22 protein-coding genes are annotated in these 18443 nt (G+C 71.2%); 13 read left to right on the top strand and 9 right to left on the bottom strand.

Translation table 11 applies throughout. The features are described from left to right. Positions 1-98: 98 nt before the first annotated feature. From AB0M67_RS15695 to AB0M67_RS15685, 3 genes are read left to right on the top strand one after another with little or no spacing between them, the layout of a single operon-like run. On the top strand, positions 99-1112 hold the full coding sequence (locus AB0M67_RS15695; RefSeq protein WP_365746080.1) for an aldo/keto reductase: 1014 nt from the start codon (positions 99-101) through the stop codon (positions 1110-1112). After that, positions 1109-1423, top strand: a complete 315-nt coding sequence (locus tag AB0M67_RS15690; protein WP_365745908.1) for an L-rhamnose mutarotase — start codon at positions 1109-1111, stop codon at positions 1421-1423. Before AB0M67_RS15695 ends, AB0M67_RS15690 begins: the two co-directional genes overlap by 4 nt. Next, positions 1420-2271: an amidohydrolase family protein gene (locus tag AB0M67_RS15685; RefSeq protein ID WP_365745907.1), complete on the top strand. Its 852-nt coding sequence runs from the start codon at positions 1420-1422 to the stop codon at positions 2269-2271. The genes AB0M67_RS15690 and AB0M67_RS15685 overlap by 4 nt, the downstream gene beginning before the upstream one ends. Here the strand turns inward: AB0M67_RS15685 and AB0M67_RS15680 are convergent. Further along, positions 2259-2978: an alpha/beta fold hydrolase gene (locus AB0M67_RS15680; protein ID WP_365745906.1), complete on the bottom strand. Its 720-nt coding sequence runs from the start codon at positions 2976-2978 to the stop codon at positions 2259-2261. The two genes, AB0M67_RS15685 and AB0M67_RS15680, sit on opposite strands and share 13 nt — an antisense overlap. A gap of 160 nt (positions 2979-3138) precedes the next feature. Between AB0M67_RS15680 and AB0M67_RS15675 the strand changes: the two genes are divergently transcribed. After that, the gene (locus AB0M67_RS15675) at positions 3139-4014 is read left to right on the top strand and encodes a DNA-formamidopyrimidine glycosylase family protein (RefSeq protein WP_365745905.1); all 876 of its coding nucleotides are present in this window, start codon (positions 3139-3141) and stop codon (positions 4012-4014) included. A gap of 95 nt (positions 4015-4109) precedes the next feature. Here the strand turns inward: AB0M67_RS15675 and AB0M67_RS15670 are convergent, their stop codons facing one another. Continuing rightward, a complete protein-coding gene (locus tag AB0M67_RS15670; protein WP_365745904.1) occupies positions 4110-4790 on the bottom strand; it encodes a zf-HC2 domain-containing protein in 681 nt (226 codons plus the stop codon). Between the two features lie 82 nt (positions 4791-4872). Here AB0M67_RS15670 and AB0M67_RS15665 point away from each other — a divergent pair, with 82 nt between their 5' ends. The 4 genes from AB0M67_RS15665 (at position 4873) to AB0M67_RS15650 (ending at position 8852) form a co-directional block, all read left to right on the top strand. Next, a complete protein-coding gene (locus tag AB0M67_RS15665) occupies positions 4873-5622 on the top strand; it encodes a LytTR family DNA-binding domain-containing protein (protein ID WP_365745903.1) in 750 nt (249 codons plus the stop codon). 115 nt (positions 5623-5737) lie between these two features. Beyond that, entirely contained in the window at positions 5738-6115 is a 378-nt protein-coding gene (locus tag AB0M67_RS15660; protein ID WP_365745902.1) for a hypothetical protein, read from the top strand. Continuing rightward, positions 6112-7665 carry a cation acetate symporter gene (locus AB0M67_RS15655; RefSeq protein ID WP_365745901.1) on the top strand — a complete coding sequence of 518 codons (1554 nt, stop codon included), beginning with the start codon at positions 6112-6114 and terminating at the stop codon, positions 7663-7665. Before AB0M67_RS15660 ends, AB0M67_RS15655 begins: the two co-directional genes overlap by 4 nt. Continuing rightward, positions 7662-8852, top strand: coding sequence for a histidine kinase (locus tag AB0M67_RS15650; RefSeq protein WP_365745900.1), 1191 nt, complete (start codon positions 7662-7664; stop codon positions 8850-8852). The genes AB0M67_RS15655 and AB0M67_RS15650 overlap by 4 nt, the downstream gene beginning before the upstream one ends. Before the next feature lie 52 nt (positions 8853-8904). Here AB0M67_RS15650 and AB0M67_RS15645 read toward each other — a convergent pair whose 3' ends face one another. Then, positions 8905-9420, bottom strand: coding sequence for a hypothetical protein (locus tag AB0M67_RS15645; RefSeq protein WP_365745899.1), 516 nt, complete (start codon positions 9418-9420; stop codon positions 8905-8907). A gap of 113 nt (positions 9421-9533) precedes the next feature. Here AB0M67_RS15645 and AB0M67_RS15640 point away from each other — a divergent pair, with 113 nt between their 5' ends. Further along, positions 9534-9758, top strand: coding sequence for a zf-HC2 domain-containing protein (locus AB0M67_RS15640; protein WP_365745898.1), 225 nt, complete (start codon positions 9534-9536; stop codon positions 9756-9758). On the opposite strand, the gene AB0M67_RS15635 is transcribed toward AB0M67_RS15640, so the two are convergent. Next, positions 9695-10288 (bottom strand): sigma-70 family RNA polymerase sigma factor, encoded by a 594-nt coding sequence (locus AB0M67_RS15635; protein ID WP_365745897.1) that lies wholly within the window; start codon positions 10286-10288, stop codon positions 9695-9697. The two genes, AB0M67_RS15640 and AB0M67_RS15635, sit on opposite strands and share 64 nt — an antisense overlap. Positions 10289-10552: 264 nt before the next feature. On the opposite strand from AB0M67_RS15635, the gene AB0M67_RS15630 reads away from it, so the two are divergent. Beyond that, positions 10553-11758, top strand: a complete 1206-nt coding sequence (locus AB0M67_RS15630) for a CapA family protein (RefSeq protein WP_365745896.1) — start codon at positions 10553-10555, stop codon at positions 11756-11758. Positions 11759-11828: 70 nt separating this feature from the next. Here AB0M67_RS15630 and AB0M67_RS15625 read toward each other — a convergent pair whose 3' ends face one another. Then, on the bottom strand, positions 11829-12287 hold the full coding sequence (locus tag AB0M67_RS15625; RefSeq protein WP_030349349.1) for a universal stress protein: 459 nt from the start codon (positions 12285-12287) through the stop codon (positions 11829-11831). A 235-nt stretch (positions 12288-12522) separates the two neighbouring features. Between AB0M67_RS15625 and AB0M67_RS15620 the strand changes: the two genes are divergently transcribed. Then, the gene (locus AB0M67_RS15620; RefSeq protein ID WP_365745895.1) at positions 12523-13368 is read left to right on the top strand and encodes a polysaccharide deacetylase family protein; all 846 of its coding nucleotides are present in this window, start codon (positions 12523-12525) and stop codon (positions 13366-13368) included. 29 nt (positions 13369-13397) lie between these two features. Here the strand turns inward: AB0M67_RS15620 and AB0M67_RS15615 are convergent, their stop codons facing one another. Further along, positions 13398-14069, bottom strand: a complete 672-nt coding sequence (locus tag AB0M67_RS15615) for a class F sortase (protein WP_365745894.1) — start codon at positions 14067-14069, stop codon at positions 13398-13400. A gap of 309 nt (positions 14070-14378) precedes the next feature. On the opposite strand from AB0M67_RS15615, the gene AB0M67_RS15610 reads away from it, so the two are divergent. Then, positions 14379-14864, top strand: coding sequence for a hypothetical protein (locus AB0M67_RS15610; protein ID WP_365745893.1), 486 nt, complete (start codon positions 14379-14381; stop codon positions 14862-14864). Between the two features lie 179 nt (positions 14865-15043). Here the strand turns inward: AB0M67_RS15610 and AB0M67_RS15605 are convergent, their stop codons facing one another. The 3 genes from AB0M67_RS15605 to AB0M67_RS15595 form a co-directional block, all read right to left on the bottom strand. Beyond that, on the bottom strand, positions 15044-15583 hold the full coding sequence (locus tag AB0M67_RS15605) for a hypothetical protein (RefSeq protein WP_365746079.1): 540 nt from the start codon (positions 15581-15583) through the stop codon (positions 15044-15046). Positions 15584-15766: 183 nt separating this feature from the next. Next, on the bottom strand, positions 15767-16531 hold the full coding sequence (locus tag AB0M67_RS15600) for a hypothetical protein (RefSeq protein WP_365745892.1): 765 nt from the start codon (positions 16529-16531) through the stop codon (positions 15767-15769). Between the two features lie 14 nt (positions 16532-16545). Further along, on the bottom strand, positions 16546-16677 hold the full coding sequence (locus AB0M67_RS15595; protein WP_365745891.1) for a hypothetical protein: 132 nt from the start codon (positions 16675-16677) through the stop codon (positions 16546-16548). Positions 16678-17449: 772 nt separating this feature from the next. Here AB0M67_RS15595 and AB0M67_RS15590 point away from each other — a divergent pair. Then, complete coding sequence (locus tag AB0M67_RS15590; RefSeq protein WP_365745890.1) at positions 17450-18403, top strand: SCO0930 family lipoprotein; 954 nt, start codon at positions 17450-17452, stop codon at positions 18401-18403. Positions 18404-18443 lie beyond the last annotated feature (40 nt).

Genomic DNA, 18443 nt, shown 5'->3' with positions numbered 1-18443 from the left:
CGCGTCCAGTCATCCGATGAATATTCATCGTGATCGGCATGGTGACCACCCTCGCCCGGGGGCGGTCGGCGGCGGCGACATCGGGAGGCGGCAGCGGTATGCGGCACACCACGCTCGGACAGGGAACGGTCGGGGTGACCGGACTCTCCTTCGGGGCGGCCGGGATCGGCAATCTCTACACCCCCGTCGGACCCGAGCAGGCCGCCGCGGCGGTGGACGCCGCCTGGGACGCGGGCATCCGCTACTTCGACACCGCGCCGCACTACGGCCTCGGGCTCTCCGAGCGGCGGCTCGGCGAGGCGCTGCGCGACCGGCCGCGCGCCGCGTACACCCTCTCCACCAAGGCGGGCCGGCTGCTCGTCCCCGTATCCGACGGCGGACCCGTCGGTGACGATCTCGCCCATGGCTTCGCCGTACCCGCCACGCACCGCCGTGTCTGGGACTTCAGCGGGGACGGGGTACGCCGCTCCATCGAGGACAGTCTCCGGCGGCTGGGGACCGACCGTATCGACATCGTCTATCTGCACGACCCCGACGACCACGGGGAAGAGGCATTCCAGCAGGCGTATCCGGCGCTGGAGCGGCTGCGCGCCGAAGGGGTCGTCGGGGCGATCGGCGCCGGGATGAACCAGACTGCGATGCTCACCCGGTTCCTCCGTGACACCGACGCCGATGTCGTCCTGTGCGCCGGCCGCTTCACCCTGCTCGACCAGTCGGCGTTCACCGAGCTGCTGCCCGAGGCCGTCGCGCGTGGCAGGAGCGTGGTCGTCGGCGGGGTCTTCAACTCCGGGCTGCTCGCCGACCCGCGCCCAGGCGCGACATACGACTACACCGCCGCCCCGCCCGAACTGCTCGACCGGGCCCTGCGGATGGACGCCGTCACCCGGCGGTACGGAGTGCCGCTGCGCGCCGCCGCCCTGCACTACCCCCTGCGCCATCCCGCTGTCGCCAGTGTGCTGGTCGGTGCCCGTTCCGCGGCGGAGGTACGTGACGCGGCCGAACTGGCCGACCGTACCGTCCCCGAAGACCTGTGGGCCGAACTGCGCGCGGAAGGACTGCTGACCGAACGGCCGGCCGAGGGACCGCCGGCCGAGGACGGAGCGCTGTCATGAGGGTCGCCCTGCACACCCGGGTGCGTGCCGACCGGATCGGGGAGTACGAGGCGGCGCACCGCGAGGTGCCCGCCGAACTCACCGCCGCGATCCGGGCCGCGGGCGCCACCTCCTGGACGATCTGGCGCAGCGGTACCGATCTCTTCCATCTGCTGGAGTGCGAGGACTACCCGCGTCTGCTCGCCGAGCTGGACCGGCTTCCGGTCAATGTGGCCTGGCAGGCCCGGATGGCCGAGCTGCTCGATGTCGTGCACGACTACTCCGCGGCCGGCGCCGACGCCGGTCTGCCCGTCGTCTGGGAGCTGCCATGACACCGCCCGGCGTGATCGACGCCCACCACCACATCTGGGACCTGTCCGTACGTGACCAGGACTGGATCACCGGACCCGCGATGGCTCCCATCCGCCGGAACTTCACCCTCGCGGATCTCTCCGCCGAGACCCGGACCGCACAGGTGTCCGCCACCGTCCTTGTTCAGACCATCGGGGTCCCCGAGGAGACCCCCGAATTCCTTGCCGCCGCCGACGGCAGCGATCTCGTCGCGGGTGTCGTCGGCTGGACCGATCTCACCGCGCCCGGGGTCGCGGACACCCTCGCCGCGCTGCGCGAGCTGCCCGGCGGCGACCGGCTGGTCGGGATACGCCATCAGGTGCAGGGCGAGCCCGACCCGGAGTGGCTGCTGCGCCCGGACGTACGTCGCGGGCTGGCCGCCGTCGCCGCCGCCGGGCTCGTCTACGACCTGGTGATCCTGGAGCATCAGCTGCCCGCGGCCGTGAAGGCCGCCGAACTGGTGCCCGGACTCACCTTCGTCCTCGACCATCTCGGCAAGCCGCCGATCGCCGGAGGCGCGACAGAGCCATGGGCGAGCCTGGTCAGGGAGCTGGCCGCACGGCCGAACACCGTCTGCAAGCTCTCCGGGATGGTCACCGAGGCCGCCTGGGACTCCTGGACGGCCGAGGGGCTGCGTCCGTACGCCGATACGGTCCTCGACGCCTTCGGGCCCGAACGGCTGATGTTCGGCTCCGACTGGCCGGTGTGCCTGCTGGCCGCCGCATACGGCGAGGTCCTCGACGCGGCCCGGGCCCTGACCGACGGACTGAGCGAGGACGAGCGCGGCGCGGTCTTCCGGGAGACCGCGCGACGCGTCTACACGCTCTGAACCGGGTCCGTGCCGTCGTCGGCCGGCTCCGGGAAGGCATGGCGCACGGGGCCCGGGAAGGGCTCCATGCCCAGCAGAGCGGTGACCGAGTGGGTGGCCAGCGTGTGCCAGGTGCGCGGGCGGCGCAGCATCGCGTGATCACCGCCGGGCAGCAGTACGGCACAGGCCTCGGCGCCCGCCGCACGGGCGCGGGCGGCCAGCTCGACGCTGCCGCGCGGATCCGTGACCCGGTCACGGTCGCCGTGCAGCAGCACGGTGCGGCAGCCCGTCAGCTGTGCCACCGGTTCACCGGGCGGGCACCACGGCGCGAGCCCCACCACCCCGCTGACCAGCTCATGCCCGGCGGCGGCCAGGGCCGCACGGCCTCCCATCGAGTGCCCCACGAGAACGACGGGAACCGGGCCGACCAGGGGCTCCAGCTCATCGAGCGCCCGGCGGGTGTCGCGCGCCGCGTCGGCCCGGCTGCCGTTCCAGCCTCGGCAGCGATAGCGCACCCGGCCCACCACCACGTCGTATCCGTCGGTGGCCCGTAGCACCGCACGGGTGAACGGCCACATCCGGGCGCCCGGCAGACTCAGCCGGGCCGGCGGCTCCACGCCCGCCTCGCGCCCGCCGTGCAGCAGCAGGACGACGGCGCGGGGCCGCGCGGCGGTTCTGTCGAGAACGAGCGCGGGCTGGACCGCGCCTCGGCGATCGCGTACGGACATGGGCCTTCCTTCCGACGGCGGGAGCCCGGGGACTGTCCGGGGCACCTTTGGCGGGGCTCTTCCATGAACGATCCGGCGAACGGATTCGTCGCCGCGGCGCTCGTGGACCGTCCGACCTGCCCGCCGGGCGTTCGCACGGCCCCTGCGGCACCCTGGACCCATGCCGGAAGTACCCGAAGTCGAAGCGCTGCGAGAGTTCCTCGACGGCCAGCTGGTGGGCAAGGAGATCGTCCGTGTTCTGCCACTGACCATCAATGTGCTCAAAACATACGATCCGCCTCTCTCCGCACTGGAGGGCGCCACGGTCACCGCCATCGCCCGCCACGGCAAGTATCTGGACATCGTCGCGCGTGATGCCGGGGACGGCGAACTGCATCTCGCCCTCCACCTCGCCCGCGCGGGCTGGCTGCGCTGGAAGGACTCGTTCCCGGCGACGCCCCCTCGACCGGGCAAGGGGCCGCTCGCGCTGCGCGTCGTCCTCGGTGAGGGCGACGGATTCGATCTGACCGAGGCGGGCACCACCAAGCGCCTCGCCGTACATCTCGTACGCGATCCCGCGGACGTCCCCGGGATCGCGCGGCTCGGCCCCGATCCGCTCGACGACTCCTTCGACCGCGCCGCGTTCGCCCGGCTGCTCGCGGGTGAGAACCGGCAGATCAAGGGCGCGCTGCGCGACCAGCGCCTGATCGCGGGTATCGGCAACGCCTACAGCGACGAGATTCTGCACGCGGCGAAGATGTCGCCGTTCAAGCCGGTGAAGAACCTCTCCGAGGACGAGATCAGCACGCTCTACGAGGCGCTGCGGGGCACGTTGCGCGAGGCCGTCGAACGCTCGCGCGGGGTGGCGGCGGGACGGCTCAAGGCGGAGAAGAAGAGCGGTTTGCGGGTACACGGCCGTACCGGTGAATCCTGTCCCGTCTGCGGCGACACCATCCGCCAGGTCTCCTTCAGCGACTCCTCGCTCCAGTACTGCCCGACCTGCCAGACGGGCGGCAAGCCGCTCGCCGACCGCAGACTGTCGCGGCTCCTCAAGTGAGCTGCTCCTCAAGCGAGCGGCCACCCGAGCGGCCTTCCGAGCGTCTGCTGAGCTTCTTCTGAGCCGGACCGCGCCGCGCGCTCAGCGGCCGGCCGTCATCGCCCGCCGATCGTCATCACCCGGCGGCCGTCCGAGGCCCGGACCTCGAAGTGGTCGATCTCGCCGGGCCGCAGCGCCGCACCACCCCGGGTGACCAGCGGCACGGAGCCGCCCGCGCGCGCCGCCCAGGACGTCACGGTCTCCCGCGACCCGTCCCGGCCCACCGCGATCAGGGCACAGGAGCCGAAGTCGCCGGACCGGACCAGTTCCAGACCGATATCCGCCCCCCACGCCTTCTCCGCCGCCGTCACCACCGCCGCCGTTCCCGTCGACCCGTCCGATGCGGTCCACCGGCTCACCGGTGTGCCGCGATCCGCCGGGGGAGCCGGGGGAGACAAGGGCGTCACGGCGAGGACGGCGAGCGGACCGCCCACCGCGAGCACCACCGCCGCGGCCACCAGCGCGAGCCGCCGGCCGCGGCCCCGGCGCCGCACCGCGGCGGTACGGCCGAGCAGCCCGGCAAGCAGCTCCGGACGCGCGGCCGTGAACGGCGCCATCTCGGCGGGGGTACGCCGCGCGTAGGCGTCCAACTGCTCCCTCACCCCGCCGAATTCGGCCAGCAGCTCCGAGCAGCGCGGACAGTCCATCAGATGGTCCTCGAACCGGAAGGCGTCCGGGGCGTCGAGCACGCCCAGTGCGTAGGCGCCGGCATCACGATGGAGGTCCAAGGTCCGCATGCTGTCTGTTACGCAACGGAACACGGAATGACTCAAGCCGGGGGAGTCCTTGTGGGCGGGCCACCGCCTACACTCCGGCGTCATGCTGCGTGTACTGGCTGTGGACGACGAAGAACCGGCCCTTGAGGAACTGCTGTACCTGCTCAGGGCCGACCCGCGGATCCGTGGCGCGGAGGGCGCCACCAGCGCGACGGAGGCGCTGCGGCGGATCGGCGCGGCGCTCGACGCCGGTTCCGATGACCCCGCCGCCGTCGATGTGGTCTTCCTCGACATCCATATGGCCGGGCTGACCGGCCTCGATGTCGCCCGGCTGCTGGCCGGTTTCGCCGAGCCACCGCTGATCGTCTTCGTCACCGCCCATGAGGACTTCGCCGTCCAGGCCTTCGATCTCAAGGCCGTCGACTATGTCCTCAAGCCGGTCCGCAGGGAGCGGCTGGCCGAGGCGGTACGCAGGGTCGCCGAACTGGTGGGGGAGCGGGCACCGGTCTCCGCCCCCGCCGCCGATCAGATAGCCGTCGAACTCGGCGGGGTGACGCGCTTCGTCGCCGTCGACGACATCGCCTACGCCGAGGCCCAGGGCGACTACGCACGGCTGCACACCGACACCGGCAGCCATCTGGTCCGTATCCCTCTCACCACGCTGGAGGAGCGCTGGCGGGCCCGCGGCTTCGTACGGATCCACCGCCGCCATCTCGTCGCCCTGGCCCGGATCGATGAGCTACGGCTCGACGCCGGCGCGATGAGTGTCCGCGTCGGCGATGCCGAGCTGGCGGTCAGCAGGCGTCACGCCCGCGCGCTGCGCGATCTGCTGATGCGGCAGGGCGGGCGCTGACCAGGGACTTCCCCCGGGATCACCGGGCTGCGTACACTCCGGGCCCGAGCACTCCGCCGCGCCCGACACGGGCCGGGGCGGGAGGGCGGAGGGCCGGAGAGACAGGGGGACGGATATGACGGGCGAGCCCGGGGCACGGCAGCCGGCGCCCCGGCGCGAGGTGGTCACCGGTGAGCCCCGTCGTGTACGTCCCCTCCCGCGCTACCGCGCCCAGGCCGAGATCGAGGAGCAGACCGCGCTCGGCGACGCCTATGTCCGCTCCCTGATGCGCGGTCAACTACGTGCCGGACTCACCGCGTTCGCGCTCCTCGCGCTGGTCGCTGGCACGCTGCCGCTCGCCTTCGCCACCCTGCGCGACGCGACGGCGGTCTGGGTGGTGCTCGGCTTCGCCGCGTATCCGCTGCTCACCCTGCTCGCCTGGTGGTACGTACGGCGCGCGGAGCGCAACGAACGCGACTTCGCCCGGCTCGTGAAGGGCCGGCCCGTTCCGTGAGCCAGAGCTATACGGTGACCGCCGTCACGGTCGTCGTTCTCGCGACCGTCCTCGTCGGCGGCTTCGGGCTGCGGATATCCCGTACCACCTCCGACTTCTATGTCGCCTCCCGCACGGTACGGCCCGCGCTCAACGCCGCGGCGATCAGCGGCGAGTATCTCTCCGCCGCCTCCTTCCTCGGTGTCGCGGGACTGGTGCTGCTGCACGGCCCCGACATGCTCTGGTACCCGGTCGGCTACACCGCCGGCTATCTCGTCCTGCTGCTCTTCGTCGCCGCCCCGCTGCGCCGCTCCGGCGCGTACACCCTCCCGGACTTCGCCGAGGGCCGGCTCGAATCGCGCGCGGTGCGGCGGCTGGTGAGTGTGTTCGTGGTCGGCGCGGGCTGGCTCTATCTCGTTCCCCAACTCCAGGGCGCCGGGCTGACGTTGAAGATCCTCACCGGCGCGCCCGACTGGTTCGGCGGGGTGCTGGTCGCCGTGGTCGTGGTGGTGGCGGTCGCGGCGGGCGGGATGCGCAGCATCACCTTCGTCCAGGCGTTTCAGTACTGGCTCAAGCTCACCGCGCTGCTGGTGCCCGCGGTCTTCCTGCTGCTGGCCTGGCAGGGCGACGGACGGCCGGGCGCCGGCCTCGATCTGACGGCGGCCGTCGTCGGCCGCGCGGACCATCCGCTGTACGCGACCTACGGTCTGATCGTGGCGACCTTCCTCGGCACGATGGGGCTGCCCCATGTCGTCGTCCGCTTCTACACCAGCCCCAACGGCCGGGCCGCCCGTCGGACCACCGTGATCGTCCTGGCGCTGGTCGGCGCGTTCTATCTGCTGCCGCCCGTCTACGGCGCGCTGGGCAGGCTGTATGTCCCGGAACTCCCCTACGGTACGGACGCCGACGCCGCCGTCCTGCTGCTGCCGGAGCGGGCGATCGGCGGGCTCGGCGGGGATCTGCTCGGCGCGCTGGTCGCGGGCGGCGCCTTCGCCGCGTTCCTCTCCACCGCGTCCGGGCTGACCATGGCCGTCGCGGGCGTCCTCACCCAGGATGTCCTTCCCTCACGCGGCGTACGCCACTTCCGGCTGGCCACCCCGCTCGCCATGGCCGTACCGCTCGGCGGGTCACTGCTGGTCAGCGGGATGCCCGTGGCCGACTCGGTGGGAATGGCCTTCGCGGTCTCCGCCTCGTCGTTCTGCCCGCTGCTGGTGCTCGGCATCTGGTGGCGGCGGCTCACCCCGCCCGGCGCGATCGCGGGACTGCTGCTCGGCGGCGGTCTGGCGTTCGCCGCCACGGTGATCACGGTGAGCGGGACCGTACGGTCGGGCTGGCCGCACGCGCTGCTCGCCTGGCCCGCTGTCTGGTCGGTGCCCGTCGGCTTCCTCGCGATGATCCTGGTGTCCCTGGCCACGCGCGGCCGGATACCACCGGGCACCAACGCGGTGATGACCCGCTTCCATCTGCCGGAGGCTCTGATGCCCGGTGGCCGCGACACGAGTGCGAACGGAAGCGCCAGGACGACGGGCGGCGGAGCCGGTGACACCAGCACATCCGGAGGCGCCGGATGAGCGGAGCCGCTCTCGCCGTCCTGATCGTGCTCGGTCCGCTGCTCCTCGCGGGCGGCTTCGTGCTCGGCCGGCGCACCGCACGCCCCGAGCGGACCAGCGATGTCGGCACGCCCGTGGAGCGCGCCACCTTCGAGACCCTGCACACGGCCTCGCTCGCCGCGCCCCCGCTTCGGGCCGGTCTCACCGAGGAGAGCGCCCGCAAGGCGGCCCGCCGGCTGCGCTCCCTGCTCGGCACCGACGCGCTCTGTCTCACCGACCGCGAGCGGGTCCTCGCCTGGGACGGGGTGGGCGAACACCACGGCAAGCAGGTGATGGCCCAGGTCGAGGGGGTGCTCGGGAGCGGACGCGGCACCGCCTTCGCGGGCGGCTGCGGCGATCTCGATTGCCCGCTGCGCTGGGGTGTGGCCGTGCCGCTGACCGTCGACCACCGGGTCCTCGGCACTCTGGTCGCCTACGCGCCGCGCGAGTCGGCGGTCCTCGCCAGGGCGGCCGGCGAGGTGGCCCGCTGGGTCTCCGTACAGCTGGAACTGGCCGAGCTGGACCGCTCCCGCACCCGGCTGATCGAGGCCGAGATCAAGGCGCTGCGGGCCCAGATCTCCCCGCACTTCATCTTCAACTCCCTCGCCGCCATCGCCTCGTTCGTCCGGACGGACCCGGGGCGCGCCAGGGAACTGCTGCTGGAGTTCGCCGACTTCACTCGCTACTCGTTCCGCAGCCATGGCGACTTCACCACCCTCGCCGATGAACTGCACTCCATCGACCAGTATCTGGCGCTCGTACGGGCCCGGTTCGGCGAGCGGCTCTCGGTCACGCTCCAGGTCGCTCCGGAGGTCCTGCCGGTGGCGATGCCGTTCCTCTGCCTTCAGCCGCTGGTCGAGAACGCCGTCAAGCACGGCCTCGAAGGGGCGGTCACCACCAGCCGGATCACCATCAGCGCGCTCGACGCGGGCGCCGAGGCCGAGGTGGTGATCGAGGACGACGGGGTGGGTATGGAGCCGGACCGGCTGCGCCGGATTCTGCGCGGCGAGGGCGGCGCGTCCACGGGGATCGGACTGCTCAATGTGGACGAACGGCTGCGCCAGGTCTACGGGGACGAGTACGGCCTGGTCATCGAGACGGGCGTGGGTGCGGGTACGAAGATCACGGTACGGATTCCCAAGTACCGCGCGGGTGTGCACGGCACCTGAGCGCCGCGCCCGCGTGCACCGCCGGTCAGAACAGCCGGTCAGAACCAGCCGGTCAGAACAGATGGATCGCCAGATGGCCCAGCGGCAGCCCGAGCTGCCAGGCCGGCGTCCAGACCTGGGGACCCTCCGCCTCGTCGGCCGGGAACGGATCTCCGTACGCCGGGCCCATGGCATCGAGATCCGGCGCCAGCAGCTCCGTCTCCTCCAGCCACCGCCACGCCGCGCCCGCCAGCTCCAGATCCGGATCCCTGGTCTCCGGGCCGGACTCGAACGCCGCCGCCTCCAGCCGGTCGAGCCGCCCGCAGACCCACTCCCGCCAGCAGGTCCCGTACGCCGTGAGCGAGCGCCACTCCTCCATCCTGGCCACCACACGCGGACCGCCCACCGAGCTGTCGGAGAGGAAGATCGTCAGGGCCAGCGCGCCCCGCCCCGCCCGGTATTCGAGCGTGGTCGGCGGCATCAGATCACCGGTGCGCAACAGCTCGTCGGCGATGTACTCCGCGTACATCCAAGCCATGGGCACCAGGAGGCCCCCACCACCCGACCCTTCGGTACATTCCGGACGCATCGCTTTTCCGCCTTCCTTTCCTCCCCCGAAGCCTGCTTCACGGAGCATTGAACCGGCGGTGGCCGCCCCGCGTGGCCAGAAAGGCAGGATCGGTCGGCGGACAGGAGAGGATTGTGACGGGTGTGGCCGACGGTGACGCGTCCGACGATGGAGCGGACGATTCCGGCCCGCATGTGCGGTCGCTCCTTGGTGCCTATGTGCTCGAAGCGCTCGCGCCCGAGGAGGACCGGCGCGTCGCGGACCATCTGGTGGAGTGCGGCCCGTGCGGTGCGGCCTATCTGGAGGTGGCCGACGCGCCGTCGTTGCTGGCGCTCCTGGACGAGGACGACCTGCGGTAGCCGGCCGCGCTGTAGCCGGGCAGTGAACGGGCCAGCGCCCGCAGTGCGTAGTACGAGCGGGACTTGACCGTGCCGGGCGGTATCCCGAGCACCCGCGCCGCCTCGTTCACGCTCAGGCCGCGGAAGTAGATCTGGGTCAGCACCTCGCGGTGCTCACGGCTCAGCGTCCGCACCGCTTTCCGTACATCGAGCACCGCGACGGTGGATTCGGTGCGGTCCTCGGGGTCCGCCGTGGCGGCGAGAATCCCGTCGCTGACCTCCGTCGGCCGGGCCAGCCGGGATCTGCGGGCGTCGATCGCCAGCCGGCGGCCCACGGTGAACAGCCAGGGCCGCATGGAGTCGAAGGGGCCGTCGAACGCCTCGGGATGCTGCCAGGCGCGGACCAGCGTCTCCTGGAGCAGATCCTCGGCGCGCTGCCGGTCGCCGTAGGTCAGGCCGAGCAGAAAGTTCAGCAGGGCCGGTCCGTGTTCGCGCTGAAGCTCCGTCAGCGCCCGCTCGTCGGTCCTCTCCTCGGCCATGGATGTGGTCATCGTGAACGCCCTTCCCGCCGGGGTCGCCGTCGTACGCGGCTCCGTTGCCGCGTGGCGTATCCGAACGCATACCGGCGCCGAGGGACAGACAGCGCACCGAGGTCTGCGACGAGCGGTCGCTCACTGCGGCGAGTGGTGCGGTGAACGGTCGGCCGGTGGCGTTTGGTCCCTTTCGTGAGCACTGTCGGCTTGGTTGCTTGACATCCAATTATATGAATATATGGATTCGTTGGGACGGTATCCCCCGGAATTGGAGCCTGCCCGATGACCAAGCGCATGCGACAGGGAGTGGTGGCCGCTGCGGCGCTGCTCATCGGTACGGCGGCGGCCTGCGCCGCTCCCGAGCGCCCCGCCGACCAGATCCCGCACGGCCCGCCGCGGGCGGGCTCCGCGGCACCCTCGGCCGCGGGCGGCGCCCCAGCGCAGCAGCGCGGATTCACTCTCGTCGCCTCGGGTGACGTGCTGCCGCACGATTCCGTCATCGACCGGGCGAGCGCCGACGCGGACGGCGAGGGCTATGACTTCGGGCCGATGCTCGACAGTGTGAAGCCGGTGGTCTCCGGCGCCGATGTGGCGATCTGCCACATGGAGACCGTATTCGGCGAGGAGGACGGCTCGTACAGCGGCTATCCGGCCTTCGTGTCCCCGCCCGAGATCCCCGCCGGTCTGCGGACCACCGGCTACGACTCCTGCTCCACCGCCTCGAACCACAGCCTGGACGACGGAGCCGACGGGGTACGCCGTACCCTCGACGCCTTCGACAAGGCGGGCGTCCGGCACGCCGGTACGGCACGCTCGGCGGCCGAGGCCGCGCGCCCCGCCCTGCTGACGGCGGGCGGTGCCAAGGTGGCCCAACTGGCCTACACCTTCGGCACCAACGACTATCCGCTTCCCGACGGACAGCCCTGGGCCGTCCGCCTCATCGACGAGCGGAAGATCATCGCCGATGCCCGCGCCGCGCGTAAGGCGGGCGCCGATGTCGTGGTGATCAGCCTGCACTGGGGCACCGAATGGCAGATGGAACCCGACGAGGAGCAGTTGAGCATGGGCAAGAAGCTCACCGCCTCGCGCACGAACGGCCGTCCCGACATCGATCTGATCCTCGGTACCCACGCGCATGTCCCGCAGCCGTACGAGAAGGTCAACGGCACCTGGGTCATCTATGGGATGGGCGACCAGATCGCCGGGACGATGACCAACGACGACGGCGAGCTGGACGGGCGCGGCAACCATGGCTCGATCGGCCGGTTCACCTTCGCGCCGCCCGCCGCGCCGGGGGAGCGCTGGCCGGTGAAGAAGGCCGAGTTCATCCCGCAGATGTGGGACCTCGACACCGGACGCGTGGTGAATCTGCCGGAGGCCGTACGGCGCGATTCCGAGCGGGACGACTACCGCGAGATCCAGTCGGAGATCAGCGAGGCGGTCCTGAGCCGCGGCGCGGCGGCGGACGGCCTCACCGCGGGCCGCTGAGAGGGCGTCGGGAGCGCGTCGCGGGGACGCCGGGGCAGGAGCGCCCGGCGGGGGGCCGTACGGCCAGGGGCTACGGGACGACCGTCACCGGCCAGCGGCCCGCCTTGACCAGCCGTACCGCCACCGAACCGATGATCCGGTGCCCCGCCGACTCCGAGGCGCCCACCACCACGGCGTCCGCCTTCAGCTCGTCGGCCGCCGTCACCAGTCCGCTGTACGGATCCCCGTGGAAGGTGTGGAACTCCCAGCGGACGTCCCAGACGTCCCTGACCCGCTCTATGGCCACCCGGATCTCCTCCACCAGCCCCTCGGCGATCTCCCCGGTCGTCTCCGCGACCGGGGCGCCGAGGGCGGCGCCGGCAGGCATGACGGGCTGCACATAGACGATGGCGAGCAGGGCGTTCTGCCGCCGGGCGAGTCCGCCGGCGTACGCGGCGGCGCGGAATGAGGACTGTGAACCGTCCACGCCGACGACGATCACCTTCGGGCCGTCGGTACCACGTTCGAATTGAGTGGGCTGCTGAGTCACGGCACGCAGGGTATCCGCTCCCGGCGAACGGACCTGCGGCGGTCTCCCCGGCGCGCTGACCGCAGGGTCACGCCCCACCCGTGACTCCAGGACCTCCGGCCATTCGTGAGACACTGCTTCCCGCGCCGGAGTACCGGCGCCGCGTTCCCTTCATGGCTCACCCCATCGGGTACTTTCCCCCGGATAACCGGTGTTGGTGAGCGGCACGGAGCATCCACCGTGCGAGCCATTGGTCATGAAAAAGGATCAGATGATTCCGGGGCGCCGTGCGGTCCTGCGGATCGCCGCCTGCCTCGGCGCCGCGCTCACCACCCGGCTGCTGACCGCGGGGCAGGCCCAGACACCAGGCAGCCCCACCCCGCCGCCGCCGTCCGGGGGAGGACAGCCGGTCAGCGGGGCGGGCGCCCCTCGCAAACCCTCCACGTACCGGCTCCAGCCGATGACGGAGGGCGCACAGTCCGGCTACCGCAGGCCCGCGCCGCCGGTACGCAAGGTACCGATCCTGGAGATGCCCGAACTGGGCCGAACGATGGTCCTCACCTTTGACGACGGGCCCCACCCCGACTACACCCCCGGCATCCTGCGCACACTGCGCGAACACGACGTACGCGCGATGTTCTTCGTCTGTGGCGAGATGGCCGACGCCCATCGTGATCTGCTGCGGGAGGCCGACGACGACGGCCACATCATCTGCAACCACACCTGGTCGCATCCGCTGATGACCGCGCTCAGACCCTCGCAGATCCGTGACGAGATGGGACGCACGAGCGACGTGGTCGAGGACATCCTCGGCACCCCACCCCTGTGGTACCGCGCGCCCTACGGCGCCTGGAACCGGTACGCCTTCGAGATCGGGTCCGAGATGGGCATGGAGCCGCTCGCCTGGACCGTCGACTCGCTCGACTGGGAGATGCCCGGCACCGACAGCATCGTCCGCAGAGTGCTGGACGGTGCCGGGCCGGGGGTCGTCGTCCTCAACCACGACGCGGGCGGCGACCGCTCGCAGAGCGTGGCGGCGCTGCGCCGCTATCTGCCCCAGTTGCTGGACGACGGGTACCGCATCGCCGTGCCCCACCGATGAGACCGTCCCCGGTCGCCCCCCCCGGCTGGTCAGTGGGTCCTGACCAGCCGGGCGAAGACGACGACATTGCCGTCGTAGCCGTTCCTCTTCGAGTAGCCGCCGCCGCAGGTGATCACCCGTAGCTCGGGATGGCCGGAGTCGCCGTAAACCCGGGCCGCCGGGAAGTCGTTCTTCGAATAGACCTCCACCCCGTAGACCTCGAACACGGCGGTCCTGCCGTCGAAGCGCTCCACCTCGATATGCGCGCCCTTCTCCATCGAGCCGAGACCGAAGAAGACGGCGGGCCCCGACCTGTTGTCGACATGGCCGACGACCACCGCGGTGCCTCGCTGGCCGGGCGCGATGCCGTTCTGGTACCAGCCCGCCAGATTCGGGTCCCGCGGCGGTGGGGCGGCGATCCAGCCGTCCGGGTCCAGCCCCACATCCACGACCGGCGCGTCGACCCTGAGCATCGGGATCTTCACCCGGGACATCGGCGCGTACGGCAGAGGCCGCACGATCGGTGCGGAGTGGGAGGTGGTGGCGGCGGCCACCGCCGGATCGGGCACGCTGTCCAGCGCGGCGGCCGCCGCGGGCTGCGGCGGTCCCAGCGGTACGTCCACCCCGTTGCGCATCATCGCGATGCCGGTGAGCATGACGAGAGCCAGAACGCCCCAGGGCGAGCGCTTCCTCGACTCGCGGGCGCTGTGGTTCATGCGCATAGTTCTCCCTTCGTGGACGTCTGCAGGCACGGTAAGTGCGTCGCCCCGTGGCGGCGATCACTGAAAGGCGAACGGGTGGCGGGGCCAGCGGGGCTGACCCATCCGAGTATTCGGCACATAAAATTTCTGACGGTCTGTGACCTGCGGATCCATCAGCCGTACGTCCTCCTGGCGGTGTGTCGGCTCACCGGGGTGGACCAGTGCCGAAATGCGGTGTCCGAAGAGCCCGGTGAGGGTTCGTCATGGAGGGCGTACTCGTCGAATTTCCCGGAGCACCGCTTTGGGGCGCCTTCCGCTGGAGGTTCAACGATGCGTGCTTCACGTGCTCTGGCGGTGACCGCCACCGCCTGCGCGGCCGTGGCGCTCTCCGCTCCGCTGGCCGTCGCGACCAACGGTCCGACCAATGTCACCATCAATCCGTTCGAGGTCCACCAGGGCAGCACGATCGAGATCAGCGCCCGGGGCTGCGGCCACGGAGGCACCGTCACCTCGAACGCCTTCCGGCGGGTCGATCTGTCCGTGAACGCGTCGGGGCACTCCTCGGCCAGGGCCAGGATTCATGACGACGCCACGCCGGGCAACTACAACCTGGCCGTCAGATGCACGGACAACGACCGGGTCGCCACACACCAGTTCCGGGTGCTTGAGGGGCGGGGCGCGCTGGGCGGGCTCGGCGGTTCCATCGGTCCCAGTTCCACGGAGATGGCGGTCGGCGGCGGGCTCGTCGCCACGGCGGCCGTCGGCGGTTCGCTCTTCCTCGCACGCCGTCGCCGGCCGGCCGGTGCGGGAATCTGACCGGGTGCCCTTCTCCCGGCAGCCTCCACCGGGGGTCCGCGGGGCCCCGAACGCCCGTCGCCCCGAGTCCTGACCGAGGACTCGGGGCGGGGGCCTTTTCCTATGGGTGGGGACGCCCGGGGGCGTCCGGTGTTCGGGCGGCCGGTGACCGGCCGCCGGTGATCGGTGCTGTCCGGTAATCAGTGCTGACGGCTTGCCGTCCGCCGGCGTACGACATAGATCGTTCCGGTGGCCGCCGCGACCACCAGCGCCGCACCGGCGACAAGTTCGGTGGTGTTGATCCCGCCAATGCTGCCGCCGAGACCTCCTCGCACGCCCGAGGGCACGACCGTGGCGTCGGTCGTACGGGTGACCGTAGCGGCCGGTGTCGGGTTCCGCGTGGCTCCCGAGATCCGGAGACTGGTCGTCCCCGACTGGCCGTTACAGGTGAAGGTCACCTGATACGTGGCGCCGGCCTTGGCGTCCCAGTCGACCGTGGCGGTGGCCGACTTGCCCGAGGGGATATTGACCGTGTCGAAGACCCCGGAGGAGGCGGTGGCGGTCGTACCGCAGTTGGTGACGGAGAGGGTCACCCTGCCCCCCGCCGCGACCGTGGAGGGCGTGACGGTGAATCCGAACGGCGCGTTTCCGCCGTTGACGGCGGCCGTCGAGGTGGGGGCGGTCAGTACGAGTGCGGACACTGCCAGCAGAGCGGCGGACGCGGCACGTATCGCGCGCATCATGAATCCTCCGGGTCCCCGAGGAGCAGCTGCGGAACCGTTTCCACATAAGGCAGGGAATGCACCTCGATGCCGGAAACGCTAGGAGCGCGTTATCACAGCCGCGATCGCTGGCGGGCGAATGGGGCACGGGTGTCCCCCGGGCGGCGGACGCCCGTACTCCACTCGGAATCCGGCCTTCGCTCAGGACCCGATCCACGGAAACAGATCGAGGAAGGGTGCCGCGGTCGCGCTGATCCCGCGGCCGTAGGGAGCGTCGAAGTCCCAGATGAGGAAGAGCAGGAACGAGATCAGCACACTGAACAGCCCGGCCAGCAGCAGTTCCCGGAAGGTACGGCGGATCTGCAGGACGAAGATCAGCCCCACCGTGACCACGGCGCCGATGATGAGACCGAACCAGACGACCCCCGGCATGGTGGCGCCCGCGCTCTGCCCCCGCGCGCCCCGGGCGTCATCGGCGGCGGCCACCTGGTCGACCAGCGGCTGGTAGGCCTGTCCCTCCAGATCGGTTCTGGGCGCGTACTGGGTGACGTCCGTGCGGATCCGGTCGAAGAGCTGGGTGCCCTTCGCGCTGAGCGCCTCGTGCTCGGACATGTGCGGCCATTCGGTGCGGACGACATAGGTGACATAGGCGGCCACGTCGGCGCGGATCCGGTCGCGTACCTCCGCGGGGTAGACCTGGACCCGCTGCTGGATCTCGTGCAGCGCCTGGGCCTCCTGGCGTACGGTCTCCTGCGCCGCGCTGCGGCCCTCCCAGACGCCCGCGATCGCGAGACCCAGCACGATCGCGTAGATCACGCCGATCATCATCGTCATGTAGTCCATGACGTCGGGGGTCCCGGAGGTGTCGTCGTCCTCGCGGACGCGGCGGTTGTTGATGACGACGATGGTCAGGACGACCGCGCAGGCGGCGGCCATCGCGATGCTCAGAACGAGCCATTCCGACATGAGATCTCCGGGGATCAGCGGGAGCGGGGACGCAGGACGGCTACGGCGAGCACGGCCGGGGCCGTGATCAGGAGCATCAGCAGAACGGGAGAAGGGCCGCCCTTCGGCTGATCACGGGTCGTCTTCCGATAGGCGGGCAGTGCCACCGCGGACGGCGTGGGAGCCGCCGACGGGGTGGGCGAAGGCCGCGTGGGACTCGGAGCCGGTGGCTTCGGTGCGGGCGGCGGTGCGGGCGGCGGCGGTGCGGGCCGGGGCTGCCTCAGGGGCGTCCGGGCGACCGGCGGGGGTGGCGCCGGTGCGACGCTGGGGGCCGGCGGCGGCGCGGGTGGTGACGGCCGGGGCGGCGGCGGTGCCGGGGGTGTCGGTGGCGGCGGCGGTGTGGGCTTGGGAGGCCGCGACGGCTTCGGTGGTTTTGGCGGTTTCGACGGCTTGGGTGGCTTGGGTGGCTTGGTCGGCTTGGGTGGCTTGGTCGGCTTCGGCGGCTTCGGCGGTTTCGATGGTTTCGGCGGTGGCTCGGGCGGCGGGGGAGGGGTCGGAGTGGGAGTCGGCCGGCAGTGGCCGCTGCCCGCGACGGCGACGGCTCCTCCCGGGCCACCGGGACCACCCGATCCGAGGGACGCGTAGGCGCAGCTGCCGGCCAGCGCGGGCAGCGGGAGTGCCGACAGGGATATGAGTGCGGCGGCCGCGAGCAGCCGTCCGACGAGTGATCCATACACGGGCAGGATTTTGTTCCCCATATGGCCGCGGCACGCGGGAAGTCGCTCGAATTCCCCCGAATAGGGGGATGTGACGTCGATGTCTTGCGCTCCGGAAGTTTTTTCCTGCCGCGTTGAACGCGAGGCCGCCCCCGCTGCGTACTTAGGACCATGAGCAGCGCACCCAGGCGCCTCAACTGGCCTACAGATAACGGGAGTTGACATGAACACCTGGCGGAACGCCTCGCTCGCGGTGACCGCGGTGGCCGTACTGGCCCTGACGACGGCGTGCGGTCAGGACCAAGGGACCAACACCAACGGCCAGTCCGTCGGCGCCGCCAAGCCGGCCGACGCCGGATACGGCGCGGACAGCGGATACGGATCCGATACGGGTACGGCGGGCGCCGCGGCGGCCAAGCCGGCCGGTCAACTCGCCGTGTGGGACAGCAAGAAGCTCGGCAAGGTGCTCACCGACAGCGAGGGGTTCACGCTCTACCGCTTCGACAAGGACACCGCGAGCCCGCCCAAGTCGAACTGCGAGGGCGACTGCGTGAAGGCCTGGCCGGTGGTGGCCGCGGGTGACGCCAAGGCCGCCGCGGGCACCGACGCCACACTGCTCGGCGAGATCACCCGCGCCGACGGCACCAAGCAGCTCACCGTCGCCGGCTGGCCGATGTACCGGTACGCCAAGGACACCAGCCCCGGTGACGCCAACGGCCAGGGCGTGGGCGGTACGTGGTTCGCCTCGGCCCCCGACGGCAAGAAGGCGGCCGTGGCCGGTGCCGGCTCGGACGCCGGCGCGACCCCCGCCGATCTTCCCGGGCTTTCGGTGCGCAAGGACCCCAAGCTCGGTGACATTGTGGTGGATTCGAAGGGAATGACGGTCTATCGGTTCACGAAGGACTCCGCCTGGCCGATGAAGTCGGCCTGCACCGGGGCCTGTCTGGAGAAGTGGCCGGTCGTCGCTCCCGTCGAGAAGAATGACACCGAGGGGATCATCAAGAAGGGCTTCGTGACCTTCGACCGACCCGACGGAATCAAGCAGCAGAGCATCGACTGCTGGCCGATCTACACCTTCGCCGGCGACACAAAGCCGGGAGATACCAATGGTCAGGGCGTTGGTGGCACCTGGTTCGCGGTTTCCCCGGATTCCAAGCTGGTCGGAGCGCCCAAGTAGTCTCCACCCCGCGCGTCAGACGCCCATCGGTCCGCCGCCG

The organism is Streptomyces sp. NPDC051662 (genome assembly GCF_040681655.1).
In the GTDB taxonomy this organism is placed as follows: Bacteria; Actinomycetota; Actinomycetes; order Streptomycetales; family Streptomycetaceae; genus Streptomyces.
This window is presented reverse-complemented; position numbering and strand designations above follow the sequence as displayed.